This window comes from Ochrobactrum sp. SFR4, from assembly GCF_019730395.1.
Taxonomy (GTDB): Bacteria; Pseudomonadota; Alphaproteobacteria; order Rhizobiales; family Rhizobiaceae; genus Pseudochrobactrum.
Genome location: NZ_JAAPBB010000004.1, coordinates 325,001 through 341,287 on the forward strand (window position 1 = coordinate 325,001; position 16,287 = coordinate 341,287).

A 16,287-nucleotide genomic window follows, 5' to 3' on the forward strand; every position below is an offset into this window, starting at 1 on the left:
GTTAGCAGCCGAAGCAGGAAGCAAAACAGGTATAATGCACAGAATAATGTGCAAAATGTCAGACTCTAAAGACGGGATAAACTGACCATGACTGAAATCCGATCCTTAACAGAAACGGATATACCGGTAGTCGCAAAGCTTTTTCAAAAAATCTTCCGGAAAAGCAACAAGGAACCGTCGGCTGAACTGATCACCTATCTTCACCGGCTTTATATTCGTTTTGCCGGAGAGACCGCGCCTGCTTCTAAAGTTTTGCTCGACAAAAACGGCAATATTTGCGGTTTTCTCGGCGTGAATTATTTTGATTATTTTTGTGAGACGTCACATAAAACACTGCGTACCGCCATTGTCAGCACATTGATGGTAGAGGATCATCAGCACAACCCTCTGGGCGGCGTCAAACTGATGCGCAATCTGCAAAAAGACGGTTATGACCTGATGATAACCGAAACGGCCAGTGAGATTGCCGCAGCGATCTGGAAAAAACTGGATGCGGTTCAACTCACCAATTACAGCCTTGACTGGTTGCGGATTATTCGCCCGCTTAGCTTCATGACAGAAATCGCAGGCAGCAAGCTGAAACCTCTCTCCGTGCTGCAACCTTTGGCGCGCAAGTTTGATGATCGCAAACGCAATACCATGCATGGCAAAAGCCTGCGCTGGTCAGCCACACCATCGGATTGGCCAACCGCCCAGCAACTGACCTGTACAGATATTGATGCAACAGAATTTGCTGAACTCTATCAGCATTACGCGCAAAGCTTTTCCTGCCGTCCGCAATGGAATACAGAGCAATTGCTGAACCGTCTGGAAGATGCATTGCAAAAGCCTGAATATGGCAAGGCCTATATGGTCAAAGCAGGCACAAAATCTGGCAAAAATCTCGGTCTTTTCCTCTATCACTTAGAGTCTGGCAAAACAGCGCGTGTACTGGAACTCTTCAGCGATCCGAAAGCCGGGAGTCAGATGATTGATACGCTGATCCATCATGCGGCCTCCAACGGCGCCGTCGCCATTCGCGGACGTACACAACCGGAACTCATGGAAAACATGCTCGGAAAGCGTATTGCTTTCACCCATTTATGCTCAACGATGGTGTGGGCGCAGGATCCGGCTTCATTGCCGCCTTTTGTCGAGGGTAAAGCCCTGCTGAACGGCCTTGCCGGAGAGTTCTGGAACAGACTCTACGCCAACACGCTGTAAGCGCCGATAAAAAAAGCCGCCTCAAAAGGCGGCTTTTCTCATTAGAGCGCCATGTGCCGGACTTGGCACACAAAACCCGCTCTAACACTTGAGAATTAGAGCATAATTTTTTCCTTAACTGATCCAAGTGTAAGGAATAATGCTCTAGGACAGAAAATCCTGAACCGGCTCGACCAGGAGCGGCGGCTCATGCAGAGCTTTGGTTGTTTTACGCTTGGCTGCAATATCCGCCCAGACATGCTGCACCTGATCTTCACCCAGATTGGTCGCTTTAGCCGTATCCGCCGCACTGATCTTGTGATTAAGCGCGTAAAGGCAAAGATCCATCAGATTATATGGCAGAGAGAAATAGAACTCTTCCTGCGTCTGCGCGAGCGAGAAAGTATCCGTTGTCGGCGGACGCTGACGGATTTCTGCGGGCACCCCAAGATGATCAGCAAGCTGATAGACCTGTGTCTTATAAAGATGAGCAATCGGCTTCACATCCGCGGCACCATCCCCGTTCTTCACGAAGAAGCCCTGATCATATTCCAGCCGGTTCGGTGTACCGACAACCGCAAAATTCAGGCGATCCGCGTGATAATATTCAAACTGTTTACGGGTACGCTGCTTCATATTGGTAGCAGCAACAATGCCTAAATAAGCCTCCGGTGTCAGGCGGATTTTTTCCTGCTGACCGTCCGGCGACTGCACCACCAGCGAGGAAATATTATAGCCGCCATTTTCAGAAGCATTGTTGATCACCAGCTTCGACGCCCAGCCCTCTCCGTAAGCAGGTACAACCGAGCGGATAAAATCATCGCGGCGGCGATAGCAACCCATTGCAGCCAAGGCAGGGCCGATATCCTCAATCACTGTTTGCACACCATAGGTGCCTGCAAGCTTCTGCCCCAGCGCCAGCGACAACGGGTCGGAATCATTTTCCGGCATAAAAATACCGAAGACTTTATCCGCACCGACAGCGCGCACAGCCAATGCCGTACTTACGCTGGAATCGATACCGCCGGAGATACCGACAACCAGACCACGGCGCCGCAGACCGCGCAGCTGACGACGCAAGGCAGCGATGATTTTCTCCACCTCAGCTTCCGCATCAATCACCATCGTCTGTGCGGAAAATTCTTGAATCTTATTCATCCTGAAACTGCCTGTATTGTTTGGCCAATATTTCCGCCGCAAGACGACGACTGACTTTACCTGTATCGGTTCGCGGCAATTCATCCGTAACCAGAACGAAAACCGGAACCATATAATCTTCCAGATGCTGACGGCAGAACCGGATAATCTCCTTATCGCTCAGCTCTGTATCTGTGGTGGTCACCATTGCGGTGATCGCCTGCCCCAGCATTGCATCAGGCACACCGGCTACAACAGCTTCCCGAATGGCGGGATGCGTGTAAAGCACAGTCTCGACTTCTTTCGGCGGCACTTTTTCTCCGCGCGATTTGATGATGTCATCCTTGCGCCCGACAAAGTAATAATATCCGTCTGCATCCATGCGCAGCAGATCACCGGTATGCAGAACCTTTTCCCACGGATTGCGCCCGCTTTTCAGCACAGCAGCACTTGCCTCGGGATTGTTCCAGTAACCCTGCATCACATTCGGCCCGCGTATCACCATTTCACCGGCTTCACCGGCAGGTACAGGCCAGCCCTGCTCATCGACCAGATAAACTTCACTATTCGGCAGTGCAATACCCACCGATTCCGGCTTCTCGCTGATCATATGCGGCGGCAACCATGTGCAGCGTTTGCATTCTGTCATACCATACATGGAGTAGATTTCCGCATCCGGAACAACACGTTGCAAAAACTCGATATGCGGCACCGGCAATTGGGCAGCAGTGTTGGTAACATAGCGCAGATCGGGCAAAAAACCGGATGTCAGATCACGCATCTGCATCATAATAGCAGACATTGTAGGCACAATAGGAAAGCCTGTTACCTTCTCTGCACGCATCACCTCAAACACTGCCTGCGGAAAGGCAAAAGACTTTTCCAGCACCAGCGTTGCACCGAGTTTCACAGTCATCAGCAGCTGATACAGCCCGTAATTGAAAGACAGTGGTAATACAGAGAGAATAATATCATCTGCAGTGTTTTTCAGCAGCCCGGTCAGAGAGGTCGCCGCCGCCTCAATATTGCGATGTGTCATCATCACACCTTTGGGGCGACCGGTTGAACCGGATGTATAGATCAGCATGGCCAGATCAATATCGATGCCGCCGCTGATAATCTCTGTCTGGTCTTCCTGCGGTTCAACAGCCGTCTCAAATGACAAGTGCTGGCGCTTGGAGCGACCTGGACCTTTAACGGCAATCAGAGCAGGTATTTCAGCAAACGCCTCAGCCTCATCAACCACCTGCAATAATTTAGCCTGTGTCAGCAAAGCGGAAGGGGTACAGTCGTTCAGAATATAACCAAGTTTATCTGCTTTGGTTGAAGGGTTCACCAGTGTGAAAACTGCGCCAGCCTTCAAAATAGCAAAAACTGATACCGCTGCCTGCCAGCAATTATCCATAAAAATAACAACGCGATCCCCGCGCTGTACATTCTGTGCCTGCAAACTGCGTGCCAAAGCTTCAGCTTTGGCATTAAATTCCGCATAGGAAAGACGCATCTGTCCGGTTACCAGCACAGTCTTATGGCCGGTATTTTGTGCATGGAATTTAAGATGGTTCTCAATACGCATCATCGGACAGATTGCCTGCTATCAGGCAGCTTTACGGGCGGCGACATAGGTGGTGATTTTTGACAGGCTGTCGAGATTAGCCGGAACAATATCCGCATCTGCCATTTTAATACCGAAAGCCTCGTCAATAAAAGCAATCAGTTCCAACACGCCTGTGGAATCCATCACATCATTGTCGATTAGCGAGGCATCATCTTCCAGCGCATAATCCGTATCGCCAAAAAGAAAATTCTCAATAATGAACGCACGCAAGCGGTCTTTGATTGTATCACTCATGCTCTTATCCTGTTTCGGTCATTTCCGGCATTCTCAGAACTGCCATAGCAATAATTTGAGAATACTCTAATGAAGCCTGTAAATACTCTGTTTTATTCACTGTCTTAACGCATAATTTTGACAGTAAAGTCTATAAGATTTTTAAATTTTCCAAACTAGTTCAGTAAACTTGTAAATTTTCTCAGCCATATCTGTGTAGAAAGCACCCCGACATAGGCTGTATTGTCACGAAAACCAGTCAGACCTTGTTCTTTATTCTTATTATATAATTTAGAAACGGCTTTAGAGTTAAAATAGCCGCTCTCTTCAATGCGGCCGTCACTCATCAGATCGCGTACATAGTCTTTTTCACCCTTTCCGGTAAAGGAATGGCTGTCCGGCGCACGATAAGGCTGTTTCTGTCTTTGCAAAACCTCAGCCGGAACCCGTTCTTCTGCGACACGGCGCAACAGATATTTCTCGGTCAGTCCGTGCAGCTTCAGCGACGGATGCAACCTTGTTGCAAATTCAGACAGGCGGTAATCCAGAAACGGAAAGCGTGTTTCCACACCATGCACCATTGCCATACGATCACCCTGACTGGAGAGAATATAGGACGGTAACAGAAAACGACACTCCAGATATTGCGCCTGATGTAGTTCATGCCAGCGCCCGAACCGCTCCGGCAGTTTGGAAGCCACTTCCTCACCCGCATCATAATCAGCAAGCTCCCGTTTCAGATCGCCGGAGAAAAACAATTTAGCAGCACTTGTCGCCTTAAAACGCGGGCGGTGCGAATAAAGCGGGTCTGCCATATCCGTACCGTGAATACCGAAAAAAGCAGCCAGTGTTTCCGGTGTCTGTGCTTTTAAGCCAGGCAAATAAGGATAGAGTTTGCGAAATAATTGCGGCCTGATTTGCGATTGCGGTTGCCGCGCACAAAAACGGCGGACTTTTGCCTCGCGAAAAATATCATAGCCGGCAAAGACCTCATCCGCCCCTTCTCCGGTCAGCACTGCTTTCATGCCACTTTCCCGCACCAATTGTGCAAGGCGATAAAGCGGTGCCGGTGCCGTGCGGACCAGCGGCACTTCGGCAGCCTGAATAACATCAGGAAAAATAGCGGCAATATCATCTTCCGCAATGGAGATGGAATGATGATGCGTATGCAGCGCCTGCGCCACCATTTGCTGATAACGGCTTTCATCATAATCCGCCTGCTCGAAGCCTACGGAAAAACTATGCAGCTCGCCTTTTGTCAGCGGCTGTGCAAAAGCAGCAATCAGTGATGAATCCAACCCGCCGGAAAGATAAGTTCCGACAGGCACATCAGCCTGAATGCGCAGATTAGTGGCATCCTGCAGTAAAGCTTCCAATTCTTCTGCGGCAGTATCGGCATCATGAATGACGGCAGCATCGTCCCTGTCCGGATAATCTAGCGTCCAGTAACGGTGCATTTTCATGCCGTTTTCATCGCAGATCATCATATGCGCCGGTTCAAGCTCATAGATATTACGGAAAGCCGTGCGCGGCGCAACCGGCGCCCAGAGCGTAAAAATCTGATCCAGTGCAACCGGATCAAGCTCTGCCTGTACTGAAGGCACACGCAGCAATGCTTTAATCTCTGAAGCGAAATATAACACCCCGTCCGCATAAGTGTAGAAAAGCGGCCGCACCCCCAGACGATCACGGGCAATAAACATGCGCTTTAACTGCACATCCCATAAAGCGAATGCAAAATCACCGTTCATAAAACGCAGGCAATCTGTGCCATAACGGGCATAGAGATGCAGGATCACTTCCGTATCGCTGTGAGTGCGGAACTGTGCCCCCTGTCCTTCCAGATCACGACGCAATTCTGCATGATTGAAAATCTGGCCGTTGAAAACCAGCACATAGCGCTTATCGGCGACTGTCATCGGTTGCTGACCATCGCTGATGCCGACAATAGACAAACGCTTATGCGCCAGACCTGCACCATTCAGAACAACGGCGCCCTGCTCGTCAGGGCCGCGATGAGCAATAGCATCGGCCATCCGGCGCAGTAAAATCTCCGGCGCCTGATCCGTTTTTATCTGCCCGACATAGCCTGCTAATCCGCACACGATAACGCCCCCGCTGACATAGGCGGCAACAATAACCGGAAAGAAAATCCGGACTTGCCTTCAAAAGCCCACCTGACATAATCTTGTATCGCAGAGTCCCGCCAATCGCCAAACAAGATTTTCAGAAACAGTGCAGCACAACAAGAAATGTCTGTCTATTGTTAACGGACAGAAATATAGCCGCTACAAATCACGTAAAGACAGGTTGTGATGCAGCGAAAACTAACCTTGTCCCAGCTTGAGCTGATCATCGCTATTGCTGCATGCGGTACTATCGGCAAGGCAGCACGGCAGCTGCATCTCACACAATCAGCCGCCAGCCAGTCGCTTGCCTCACTGGAAAAAACTTTGGGATTGCCGCTTTTTACCAGAACCGCATCCGGTGTGACGCCCACAGCCTTTGCGCAAAGCATTTTACCCGAAGCACACCACGCAATTGATGCGGCACTGCGCATATTGAATATTGCTGAAAGCGCTGAAAACCGGCAAAATCAGCACCCGCAACGGTTCAGCTTTGCAGCCATTCCCAGTATTGCAGAAACCCTGCTGCCGCAATGGCGCAGACAATTACAGCGGCTCTTTCCAGGATTGGAAATCTCGCTTTATCAGGGTACGCATCTCGAAGTCAGCAACTGGGTCAGACAAGGCATCACCGATGCCGGTATCACGGCTTTACCAACAGGCCTGCCGGCTGAGCTGATCAGTCAGCCGCTCAGGCAGGAAGAGTTGCTGGCAGTTATCCGCCGCGATGATCCCCTGCTGCGTCTGCCGCATCTGACCTTACAGGATGCAACGCAGCGCACTGTGATCATGGCCGCAGGTTCGGAACATATTATGCTGCCGCTGTTTCAGGCGGCAAATATATCCGCGCCGGAAACAATCATGACACAGGACATTACCACCGCGCTGAATATGGTGCGGCAAGGACTGGGCATCACTATTCTGGCGGCAAACACTTTCCCGCAGGCTGATTATCATGAATTGCGTTTGCGCTCTTTCAGTCCCGTACTCTGCAGAACCCTGCAACTTATCCATCGTCAGGATAACACCCAGACAGATATTTTCGCGGCATTATCACAGCTTATGACACAAACCATAAGCCGGACTAATGGGTAATCTGATTTGATTTAATGACCGCATAAGTTTCATTATATGTCACAGGCTGGTCTTCACATCAGGAGACCGTCATGTCAGCAAGCATCACCAGCCCCGCCACATCTCAAGCGCAGATCGCTGCCTCCCCCTCCCGTCTGAGTGCTTTCCTGTGGGGGCTGCTCGGGCTGGCCATTTGGTCCGGTTCATTTGTCCTCACCCGCTTCGGTGTCAAATCCAGCCTCACTGCCTATGATATTATTGCTCTGCGTTTCGGCACCGGCGGCCTGTTGCTATTCCCTGTTTTATGGAAAACAGGCTCAGGTCTTAACCGCCTTGGTCGCAGCGGCTGGGTTCTGCTGGTATGCGGTGCAGGAGCCCCTTACGCGCTGCTCACCGCGACCGGCCTGCGTTTTGCGCCTGCCGCGCAGGCCGCAGCACTTATTCCGGGTCTGATGACTGTGCTGGTGGCGCTGCTGGGGACTTTTCTGTTGCGGGAAAAACTTTCACCCCGCGGTTGGGCTGGTATCCTTCTCATTCTTGGCGGCGCATTATTCATCGTCAGCCAGTCTTTTGAAGCCGGACAATCTTACGGCCATCTGGCCTTTCTGGCAGCTGCAATGCTCTGGGCTGCCTATGTTATTGCCTTGCGTGGCAGCGGTATCAGCGCGCTCCATGCCACGGCAATTGCAGCAGTGATCTCCGCACTCGTCTACCTGCCGCTCTATCTTTGCTTTTTTGAGAAAAACATCACCTCAGCTCCATGGGAGGATATTCTCACACAGGCAATTTATCAGGGCATATTCACCACCATTATCGGACTGGTCGCTTTTAACCGCGCTGTCGCAGGTCTTGGTGCTGCGGCAGGATCAGCTCTTTCTTCATTGATACCAGTGGTGACTGTTATACTTGGCGTAGTCTTTCTCAATGAAACACCCGATATAACTGAGCTGGCAGCAATCCTTCTGATTATCTCCGGCGTACTTTGCCTTACGCTGCGCCGCAAGGTTCCGGAATAATTTAAAGGCCGTACAAACAGATAAACCTCCGTTTCTTATCACAATTAAGCGGGACAAAGTGCAATCTTGCGGCTTTTGGCTTCAAATCCTGACAAGTTTGCTCTAAAAGGGCACACGAAATCATTGCAAAAATTCCATGCCTTTTCGCAATAAAGCGTCGGGCACGGACAGCAGGTAAACCGGCATCTGTCGCTTTATGTTTCAGGCCGCTCCGCTTTTGGTAAGGATAACAGATGCAGAAATTCCAGCTCTCCCGCCGTCAGACTCTCGCAGGGCTCAGTGCCGCCGGTGCTATGACTGTTCTGGGCGCCCCGTTTTCGTTAAGTGCCAGAGCTGAAGCTGCACAGATCAAGGCCGTGCTCGGCATTATCCGTCTCGCCAGTCAGGCACCTAGCTTCATTGCGATGGAGCGCGGCTATTTCCAAGCTGAAAACCTCGACATGGAATTCAAATATTTTGAAGCCGCGCAGCCGATGGCCGTTGCCATTGCCGGTGGCGATGTCGACTATGGTGTAACAGCCATGAGCGGCGGCCTGATCAATCTGGCCGAGAAAAATGCGGTAAAAGTCATCGGCGGTTCTCTGCAAGAAGAAAAAGGCCTCGCCGGTCAGATCATTCTTGCTTCTAACAAAGCATATGAAGCAGGCTTGACCGAGCCTAAACATCTGGCAGGCAAGAGCTTCGGCATCACCACTGCTGGTTCATCCTTCCACTTCATGGCTTACAAAATTGCCAAGGCCAACAATATTCCGCTGTCTGAAATCACTCTGCGCCCGCTGCAGAAGGTCGGTGCTGTTGTCGGCGCTCTGACTTCCGGCCAGATTGACGTATGGGCTATCCAGCCAAGCATTGCCAAGAAAATGATTGCAGAAGGTGCAGCCAAGCAGATCGGTCTGGTGTCTGATGTTGCGCCGGATTATCAGGTGACAACAGTGTTCACTTCGACCAAAAATGCTGCGGAAGAACGTGCGAAAACAGAAGCTTTCATCCGCGCTTATTCCAAAGCTATTGATGATTACAATGCGGCTCTGGTCGACAAAACCGCTTCTGCGGAAGAGGTCGATGCGATTGCCAAGATCACCCATAAATATGTGGAAATGGATTTGCCGTTCGAACAGGCCAAAACCAATCTTGTCAATGGCGCAATGCGCATCAACAAAGGTCTTGCACTGTCGCTCGGTTCTGTGACCGAACAGCTGAACTGGTTTAAAGACGAGAAGATGGTCAAAGATACCATTACGTCTGAAATGCTGTTTGACACCAGTTACGTCAAAACCATCTGATCTAAAGTCTTTTCAGCCGGTACGGTTTGCCCTGCCGGCTGTTTCCCGCGAATGATCAGGGCCCGTAGCGATCGAGCATTTCTAGTTTTTTAATTCAGAAGAAATGCTCTCTCTTTTTGTTATTACGTGTATCTTATCCGAAAACCGCTCTCACTTTTCGGGATACATTTTAACCCTGCCGCCCTGACAAGAAGAAGTAAAAACTGCATGGATTTGCTGTTAAAAAATGTCGGCCACCATTACGGCAAGGTCGAAGTTTTGCGTGATATCACGCTAGAGATCAATCAGGGGCAGATCGTCTGTCTGATCGGCCCCTCCGGTTGCGGCAAATCCACGTTGCTCCGTTTTATCGGTGGTCTTGAACAGCCGACATCCGGTCAGGTTTTGCAGGTCGGAGAACCTTCGCCCTCATCGCTCAATCCGTTGACCTATGTTTTCCAGCATTTTGCCCTGCTGCCTTGGCGCACGGTTGCCGGTAATATCCGGCTGGTACTGGAAGATCACAAATTATCCTCATCAGAAATGGATACCATCATTGCTGATGTGCTGGCACGCACCCGCCTGTCTGACTTCGCCAATGCCTATCCCAAGCAACTTTCCGGCGGCATGAAGCAGCGCGTTGCCATTGCCCGTGCACTGGCTGTGCGCCCTGATGTCATGCTGATGGATGAGCCGCTCTCCGCGCTCGATAGTCAGACCCGCGAATTGCTGATGGATGATCTGGTATCACTCTGGACGCGCCAGCCTTTCACCGCTGTCTATGTCACCCATAATCTGGCTGAAGCCGTCCGCCTCGGCCATAAGATTGTGGTGCTGTCCCGCCGTCCGGGGCGGATCAATCAGGTTGTGACAATCGACACGCCTCTCGATCAGCGCCATCTCGCAGACCCTGTACTGGATGCCAAGCAGCAGGAATTATGGGCGCTCATGCGTGATGAAGCGATGGCTGCGGATCAGGAGCTGCTGAAATGACAAAACCATCAGATAACCAGACAATCATCACCCGTCCTGTACCTTTTCGAGGCGGCGGTTTTGCACCGGTAAAAGTGCGCTTCATAGCGCCTTTGCTATTTATGGTCCTGATTGCACTGGCTGAGATCGGCACCCGTACAGGTTTTATTTCCAATCTCACTTTGCCGCGCCCTTCTGCGGTGCTGGGCACCTTCTATCAGCTCTATGATACCGGTCTGTTATGGCAACATCTGCTGCCGTCATTGCAGCGGCTGCTTGTCGGCGCTTCGATGGGGATTTTCGCCGGTGTACTGCTCGGCACGATGATCGGACTGTTCTCCTATGTCCGTGCCGGTCTGGTGCCATTGGTTGCTGCCATCTTTCCGATCCCTAAAATCGCCCTGCTGCCGCTGTTTGTGATCTGGTTCGGCATTGATGAAATGTCGAAATATGCGCTGATCGCTTTCGGTACTTTCACACCAACTGTGGTCGCAACCTATGGCGCGGTTGATAATGTGGATCGCAGTCTGATCCGCATGGGACAAAGTTTTAATCTGCGCTGGTGGTCGATCATCCGCAAGATCGTCTTGCCGGGTGCCTTACCCGGCATCCTGTCGGGCTTACGTGTTTCCATCGCCATTGCCATTATTCTGCTGGTTGCTGCCGAAATGCTCGGCGCGCAATATGGCGTCGGCGCTTACATTCTGGAAGCCGGTTCACTCTATGATCTGGAGCGCCTGTTTGCCGGCGTTACAATCCTCTCCGTCATGGGGCTGATTACCAGCTGGCTCATCGGCAGGGTCGAACATTATTTCCTCAGCTGGCGCTGATTCGGCACAACAACAAAAAAGCGCGGACAATATAACCTGTCCGCGCCTTTTTTGTATCTTGCTGAAGGACTTATCCCTCAATCCAGCTTGCGCTGTTATCCGGTGACTGGCAACCATAAGGCGGCAAAGTTTTAGTGCCAAAATTCTTTTTCAATTGCATGCAACCCCAATGACGGATCGGTGCAGGCATATAGGATTGCAGATTGATTCCAACCTCATCAAACGGATCTGTAGTATTCGTCACATAACTATACCAACGTTGACCAGCAACAGCGATCGCAGCAATCATAACAATCAGAATAATCCGCAGCAGCTTTTTCACGAGACTTCAACCTTTTACATTTTCCGCACAACATAGCAGCGGATGAGAATGAGAAAACTGTTTGTCACCTAAATATCCACCAAGCAAGAACAAAAAACCGGCAGCAATTTCTTGCTGCCGGTTTTTCCGATCACGCACCACACGCGATTAATAGCGGGCATCTTTCGGCTTTTTGCCATTCGGCCAGTCATTGACCTTACCGGCAAAATCCGGACGCGGCATATGTGTGAAATATTCAGACACATCAACCGCTTCCTGATCAGTCAACAAGCCACCCTGCCCCAGCATACCGTCCTGATGGATGCTGACCGGCATATTATATTTTACGAATGCCGCAGCCTTATAGGTACGCGCCATACCCGCACCGATGTTAAAGCTGTCATCACCCCAAAGCGGCGGGAAGACATAATCACCGAACTGGTCTTTTTTACCTTCGCCGTCATTGCCATGACAAACGGCGCATTGGGTTGCATAAATCGCCTTGCCTTTGACAGGATCCGGCACCAGTGACTCATCAATTTTACCGGCACCGGCCACTTTCACCATGTGTTGTTTCGGCAATCCCTGTCCGAGCCATTTCATATAGGCGATCATTGCGCCCATTTCCTCAGACTTCGGATCAAGCGGCTTACCATTCATTGAGCGCTGAAAGCAGCCATTGATACGCATCACCAGATTAACTTCCTTACCCGCACGCGGCATCACCCGCGGATAGAAATTATAGGAGTTAATATAAGGAGCGCCTTTATCCAGTTTCCCCTGCGCCAGATGACAGGAGTTACAATTCAGCCCCGCACCAACATTCTCCGGCAACAGACGGGCTGTTTCATTGAGCAGACGCTTGCCATACATAATGGCATTGGCATCCGGTTCCTTGGCAATCAGATCATCACTCGGGATTGTATATTGACCGACGACTTTGCCTTCTGCATCCACCACATCATAGGTCGGCAGTGGCGGCGCATCGACACGCGACGGTTTCACCAGAAATGTCCAGCCTGCGCCTGCTGCTGCGATTGTTACAACAAGTGCTGCAGCTGTGCCGATCCAGAATTGCTTGCTCATTATTTTGCCTCCGGAACATAATGCACAGGCTTGTGCTCAATCAGATGCCGCATACGGGCAATATCGCTGTCCTTGATATGTGAGCCGTGATTTCCCCAGCCGTTACGGATAAAGTTCAGAATATCCGCGATTTCCTTGTTGGTGAGATGGGCAAAGCCCGGCATCTTGAACACCATCGGATCATGCGGCGTCTCAGCCATTGCTGCACCATCCAGTGTCAACTGGATCAGAGAGCTCGGATCTTCAGCAAAGACGATCGAATTACCGGCAAGAGCCGGGAAAACACGTTCCGCACCACGACCATCCAGACGGTGACAGGCAGCACAATTATCCACGTAACCAACGGCACCCGGAGCGGAAAAGTCACCGGCACGCAGTGCCGCAGTTGTTACATCTTCCTTCGGAGTCCATTGCTGCGGATGGCTGTCACGAGCAGGCAGGCTCTTCAGATAGCGGGCAATCGATGTCAGATCGTCATCCGTCAGATATTGCGTACTATGGGCAACCACATCGGCCATACCACCAAAGGCGGCGGTGCGATCATTACGGCCGGTTTTCAGGAAGTCGGTAATTTCCGCTTCAGTCCATGTGGAAAGGCCGGTGCCTTCATCACGCAGGTTCTTAGCATACCAGCCTTCAAGAACAGAGCCGGACAGGTAATTGCCCTTCTTGTCATCACTGAGTGCTGTTTCCTGATAGCCGACACCACGTGGTGTATGGCAGGCACCGCAATGCGCCAGACCTTCAACCAGATAGGCTCCGCGATCAACCATCGCATCCATGCCGGTTGCCGATGTAAATTCACGCGGTTGTGCAAAAGCCAGCTGCCAATAGGCCAGCGGCCAGCGCATATTCATCGGCCAAGGCAAAGTGGAAGCCTGATTTTCCTGCTCAACCTTTTCCACGCGTGACATGAAATATGCATAGAGCGCTTTAATGTCGTCGTCTTTCACGACAACGTAGGAAACGTAAGGCATAGCCGGATAGAGCGCCACACCGTCGGGGCGTACGCCACGACGGACAGCACGCTCGAAATCGCCGTAACTGTAATTACCAATACCGGTTTTCTTATCCGGTGTGATATTTGTTGAATAAATGGTGCCAAGCGGTGTCTGCATACCCAGACCGCCGGCAAATTCCTTGCCGCCCGGTGCAGTATGACAGGCAATACAGTCACCGGCACGAGCAAGATATTCACCCTGCTTAATCAGTACCGGATCCTGAATATTGACTGTAGCTTCCTGCTTTGGCGCATACCAATGATGCGATGTAACCGCAATTGCATAGCTTGCGCCAAACAAGCCCAGACCGCAAAGGGCAAGCGTCTTAACAAGCTTCATGTTGAACTCCTGAGTCGTCTCTTCACCTCCATCTGAGACTGTCAGGAATGTTTCTCATTGATTCAGATCAATGACCTCATGCATTCGCGATATTCACGTTCCAAAACATAGCCAATTACAAGAACAACAGTTTTCCATGATGCAAAATCAAAGAAAATTATACCATTAACTGGCGATTACACAGAAAAACCGCTCAGGTCACTGTGCCCCATTCTGTCCATGAACCGTCATAAAGGCGGACATTTTCATAACCCAGCAGATTGAGCGCAAGAAACAGCACAGCGGCTGTCACACCTGAGCCGCAGGTTGTTACAACAGGCTTATCCTTCTTCACACCCTGTGCTTCAAAAATTACCTTCATCGTATCAAGTGCTTTGAAAGCACCGTCTTCTACGAGAGAACCGTAAGGCACATTGACAGAACCGGGAATAGAGCCGGAACGGACATTCGCACGCGGCTCTGGTACGGCACCGGTAAACCGTTCAGCCGAACGGGCATCTGTAATATGTGCTTTTGCATGTTTGGCAATCAGCACCATTTCTTCAATGAAGACAACTTTTTCACCGGCATAGACCGGTTTGAATTTAACAGGCTCAGGTACAACTTTACCGCTCTCTGTTTCAAAGCGTTCAGCCTGCCATGCAGCAATACCGCCGCGCAGAATATGCAGTTTTTGTACGCCCATAATATGAAACAACCACCAGACGCGGGGCGCGGCAAACAAATCACCGGTTTCATAGATAACGATCTCATCATCAACGCTGATGCCCAGCATGCCCACTGCATCCGCGAAAACTTCCGGTGAAGGAACAGTATGCGGGAAAGAAGAGCTCGGATCGACGATCTTATCCTGATCGAAAAAGACTGCGCCCGGAATATGAACCTGTTCAAATTCCTCACCGCAGATGCGTTTTGTCGCCCGCATATACCAGGAACCGTCAACGATTTTCAGACCGCCTGATTTCTGACGGTCTTTCACCCATTGCGGCGATACAAAAATTTCTTCCGGAGTCATTTCATTCCCCATATGTCACTCATTCACACATAGAATATAAGTGTCTTTATCAATGGCAAGGAATGAATTGAAGAAATTTGCATGATCACGGCACATTAGCCATCTGCATCTGATCAAAAGGCTTTTTGCCAACGGGATAACGATAGATGTAATATTTTATGACTTTCACCCTAGCATTTAAGGCTACATCTTATGCTTTATTATAATGGGGATTGGAGTGTTAACGTTCGTCCCCATAGCCGCCACGTTTCCATTCCTGAAGCGGCATAATATCAGGCATTCCGCCACCCGCCTCATACCAGGAATCGACAGCCCACCTCTGTCCCGATATATCCTGAATAACCGCAGTCCAGTGCGGATAACGACCATCAATAAACGAACCGCGCGTCGTTCGTTTCGAAACAGTATGATGCTTTAACCAGCCGCGTGTTTCTAAATAACGAAGAAAACTATCTGTATTGATCGATTCATCAACACAATCCATTTGGCCTTTAATGCGGGCTTTACCGAACTGCATTTTTGGTTTGTCACGAACACTGATAATTGCTGTACTACGCTCTTCAAATATTGCGACAGCCATCCGTAATGCTTTTCTCTCGTCATTTGCGCTTCGGCCAGCCTTTTGCAAAAGATTACGGATGCGGCTCTCATCCTTTGAACTTAGCGTCACTTTAGTTCGGTAATAGCAATCATAACCGTGACAGACACGAAAAGTTTGAGCTGATGCCATTTCCAGCGGCAACATCAGGCTTACAAGAACACCGGCACACAATAGTTTAATCATTCTCGTACTCCGCATTCTTATAGAACCATCACAAATATCATTTTATTACTAAAAATCGACCAGAATGCCTATAATCATAGCAATGCTCATAACTAGTAAAAGCATATTTCTAAGTTCGCTTCCCCCTCTCCCCACATTTGTCATTTGTTTGTTTGAACATACAAAAAAAGCCCCGCGCATTTCTGCCGGGGCATTTGATGTTTTTCATGGGAGATTTTGGTTGCGAGGGCAGGATTTGAACCATTCGTCGGGCAATCGATAGTCAATTGCTTGCTTTTCCTCCTCACCCTTCAGGTTATGGACGTAATGAGGTGAGAGCGTATAGAAATCG

General features: G+C 50.2%; 15 protein-coding genes. 6 read left to right on the top strand and 9 right to left on the bottom strand.

What is annotated here, in order from left to right; translation table 11 throughout:
* Nucleotides 1-87: 87 nt before the first annotated feature.
* Nucleotides 88-1,203 (top strand): hypothetical protein, encoded by a 1,116-nt coding sequence (locus tag HBA93_RS07430; RefSeq protein ID WP_121992341.1) that lies wholly within the window; start codon nt 88-90, stop codon nt 1,201-1,203.
* 144 nt (nt 1,204-1,347) lie between these two features.
* On the opposite strand, the gene nadE is transcribed toward HBA93_RS07430, so the two are convergent.
* The 4 genes from nadE to asnB form a co-directional block, all read right to left on the bottom strand.
* Nucleotides 1,348-2,340 carry an NAD(+) synthase gene (nadE, locus tag HBA93_RS07435; protein ID WP_221722848.1) on the bottom strand — a complete coding sequence of 331 codons (993 nt, stop codon included), beginning with the start codon at nt 2,338-2,340 and terminating at the stop codon, nt 1,348-1,350.
* Nucleotides 2,333-3,895: a class I adenylate-forming enzyme family protein gene (locus HBA93_RS07440; RefSeq protein ID WP_221722875.1), complete on the bottom strand. Its 1,563-nt coding sequence runs from the start codon at nt 3,893-3,895 to the stop codon at nt 2,333-2,335. Before HBA93_RS07440 ends, nadE begins: the two co-directional genes overlap by 8 nt.
* Before the next feature lie 21 nt (nt 3,896-3,916).
* Nucleotides 3,917-4,171 carry an acyl carrier protein gene (locus tag HBA93_RS07445; protein WP_221722849.1) on the bottom strand — a complete coding sequence of 85 codons (255 nt, stop codon included), beginning with the start codon at nt 4,169-4,171 and terminating at the stop codon, nt 3,917-3,919.
* 155 nt (nt 4,172-4,326) lie between these two features.
* Nucleotides 4,327-6,255, bottom strand: a complete 1,929-nt coding sequence (gene asnB / locus HBA93_RS07450) for an asparagine synthase (glutamine-hydrolyzing) (RefSeq protein ID WP_221722850.1) — start codon at nt 6,253-6,255, stop codon at nt 4,327-4,329.
* A 210-nt stretch (nt 6,256-6,465) separates the two neighbouring features.
* Here asnB and HBA93_RS07455 point away from each other — a divergent pair, with 210 nt between their 5' ends.
* From HBA93_RS07455 to HBA93_RS07475, 5 genes are all read left to right on the top strand, one after another.
* The gene (locus HBA93_RS07455) at nt 6,466-7,371 is read left to right on the top strand and encodes a LysR family transcriptional regulator (protein WP_122092031.1); all 906 of its coding nucleotides are present in this window, start codon (nt 6,466-6,468) and stop codon (nt 7,369-7,371) included.
* 71 nt (nt 7,372-7,442) lie between these two features.
* On the top strand, nt 7,443-8,366 hold the full coding sequence (locus HBA93_RS07460) for a DMT family transporter (protein ID WP_221722851.1): 924 nt from the start codon (nt 7,443-7,445) through the stop codon (nt 8,364-8,366).
* Between the two features lie 233 nt (nt 8,367-8,599).
* Nucleotides 8,600-9,649: an ABC transporter substrate-binding protein gene (locus HBA93_RS07465; protein ID WP_221722852.1), complete on the top strand. Its 1,050-nt coding sequence runs from the start codon at nt 8,600-8,602 to the stop codon at nt 9,647-9,649.
* 207 nt (nt 9,650-9,856) lie between these two features.
* Nucleotides 9,857-10,621 carry an ABC transporter ATP-binding protein gene (locus tag HBA93_RS07470; RefSeq protein ID WP_221722853.1) on the top strand — a complete coding sequence of 255 codons (765 nt, stop codon included), beginning with the start codon at nt 9,857-9,859 and terminating at the stop codon, nt 10,619-10,621.
* Nucleotides 10,618-11,430, top strand: coding sequence for an ABC transporter permease (locus tag HBA93_RS07475; RefSeq protein ID WP_121992332.1), 813 nt, complete (start codon nt 10,618-10,620; stop codon nt 11,428-11,430). Before HBA93_RS07470 ends, HBA93_RS07475 begins: the two co-directional genes overlap by 4 nt.
* A 70-nt stretch (nt 11,431-11,500) precedes the next feature.
* On the opposite strand, the gene HBA93_RS07480 is transcribed toward HBA93_RS07475, so the two are convergent.
* From HBA93_RS07480 to HBA93_RS07500, 5 genes are all read right to left on the bottom strand, one after another.
* Nucleotides 11,501-11,752 carry a hypothetical protein gene (locus tag HBA93_RS07480; protein ID WP_221722854.1) on the bottom strand — a complete coding sequence of 84 codons (252 nt, stop codon included), beginning with the start codon at nt 11,750-11,752 and terminating at the stop codon, nt 11,501-11,503.
* Between the two features lie 147 nt (nt 11,753-11,899).
* Nucleotides 11,900-12,817 (bottom strand): c-type cytochrome, encoded by a 918-nt coding sequence (locus HBA93_RS07485; protein WP_221722855.1) that lies wholly within the window; start codon nt 12,815-12,817, stop codon nt 11,900-11,902.
* The gene (locus tag HBA93_RS07490) at nt 12,817-14,157 is read right to left on the bottom strand and encodes a c-type cytochrome (protein ID WP_221722856.1); all 1,341 of its coding nucleotides are present in this window, start codon (nt 14,155-14,157) and stop codon (nt 12,817-12,819) included. The genes HBA93_RS07485 and HBA93_RS07490 overlap by 1 nt, the downstream gene beginning before the upstream one ends.
* 193 nt (nt 14,158-14,350) lie before the next feature.
* Nucleotides 14,351-15,184, bottom strand: a complete 834-nt coding sequence (gene sseA, locus HBA93_RS07495; protein WP_286201793.1) for a 3-mercaptopyruvate sulfurtransferase — start codon at nt 15,182-15,184, stop codon at nt 14,351-14,353.
* Between the two features lie 208 nt (nt 15,185-15,392).
* Nucleotides 15,393-15,956 carry a hypothetical protein gene (locus tag HBA93_RS07500; RefSeq protein ID WP_286201794.1) on the bottom strand — a complete coding sequence of 188 codons (564 nt, stop codon included), beginning with the start codon at nt 15,954-15,956 and terminating at the stop codon, nt 15,393-15,395.
* Nucleotides 15,957-16,287: the final 331 nt, after the last annotated feature.

Excerpts from the sequence above, each read along its gene's own strand:
- HBA93_RS07430 (WP_121992341.1), top strand. The coding sequence starts at position 88 with ATGACTGAAATCCGATCCTTAACAGAAACGGATATACCGGTAGTCGCA.
- nadE (WP_221722848.1), bottom strand. The coding sequence starts at position 2,340 with ATGAATAAGATTCAAGAATTTTCCGCACAGACGATGGTGATTGATGCG.
- HBA93_RS07440 (WP_221722875.1), bottom strand. The coding sequence starts at position 3,895 with ATGCGTATTGAGAACCATCTTAAATTCCATGCACAAAATACCGGCCAT.
- HBA93_RS07445 (WP_221722849.1), bottom strand. The coding sequence starts at position 4,171 with ATGAGTGATACAATCAAAGACCGCTTGCGTGCGTTCATTATTGAGAAT.
- HBA93_RS07455 (WP_122092031.1), top strand. The coding sequence starts at position 6,466 with ATGCAGCGAAAACTAACCTTGTCCCAGCTTGAGCTGATCATCGCTATT.
- HBA93_RS07460 (WP_221722851.1), top strand. The coding sequence starts at position 7,443 with ATGTCAGCAAGCATCACCAGCCCCGCCACATCTCAAGCGCAGATCGCT.
- HBA93_RS07465 (WP_221722852.1), top strand. The coding sequence starts at position 8,600 with ATGCAGAAATTCCAGCTCTCCCGCCGTCAGACTCTCGCAGGGCTCAGT.
- HBA93_RS07470 (WP_221722853.1), top strand. The coding sequence starts at position 9,857 with ATGGATTTGCTGTTAAAAAATGTCGGCCACCATTACGGCAAGGTCGAA.
- HBA93_RS07475 (WP_121992332.1), top strand. The coding sequence starts at position 10,618 with ATGACAAAACCATCAGATAACCAGACAATCATCACCCGTCCTGTACCT.
- HBA93_RS07485 (WP_221722855.1), bottom strand. The coding sequence starts at position 12,817 with ATGAGCAAGCAATTCTGGATCGGCACAGCTGCAGCACTTGTTGTAACA.
- HBA93_RS07490 (WP_221722856.1), bottom strand. The coding sequence starts at position 14,157 with ATGAAGCTTGTTAAGACGCTTGCCCTTTGCGGTCTGGGCTTGTTTGGC.
- sseA (WP_286201793.1), bottom strand. The coding sequence starts at position 15,184 with ATGGGGAATGAAATGACTCCGGAAGAAATTTTTGTATCGCCGCAATGG.
- HBA93_RS07500 (WP_286201794.1), bottom strand. The coding sequence starts at position 15,956 with ATGATTAAACTATTGTGTGCCGGTGTTCTTGTAAGCCTGATGTTGCCG.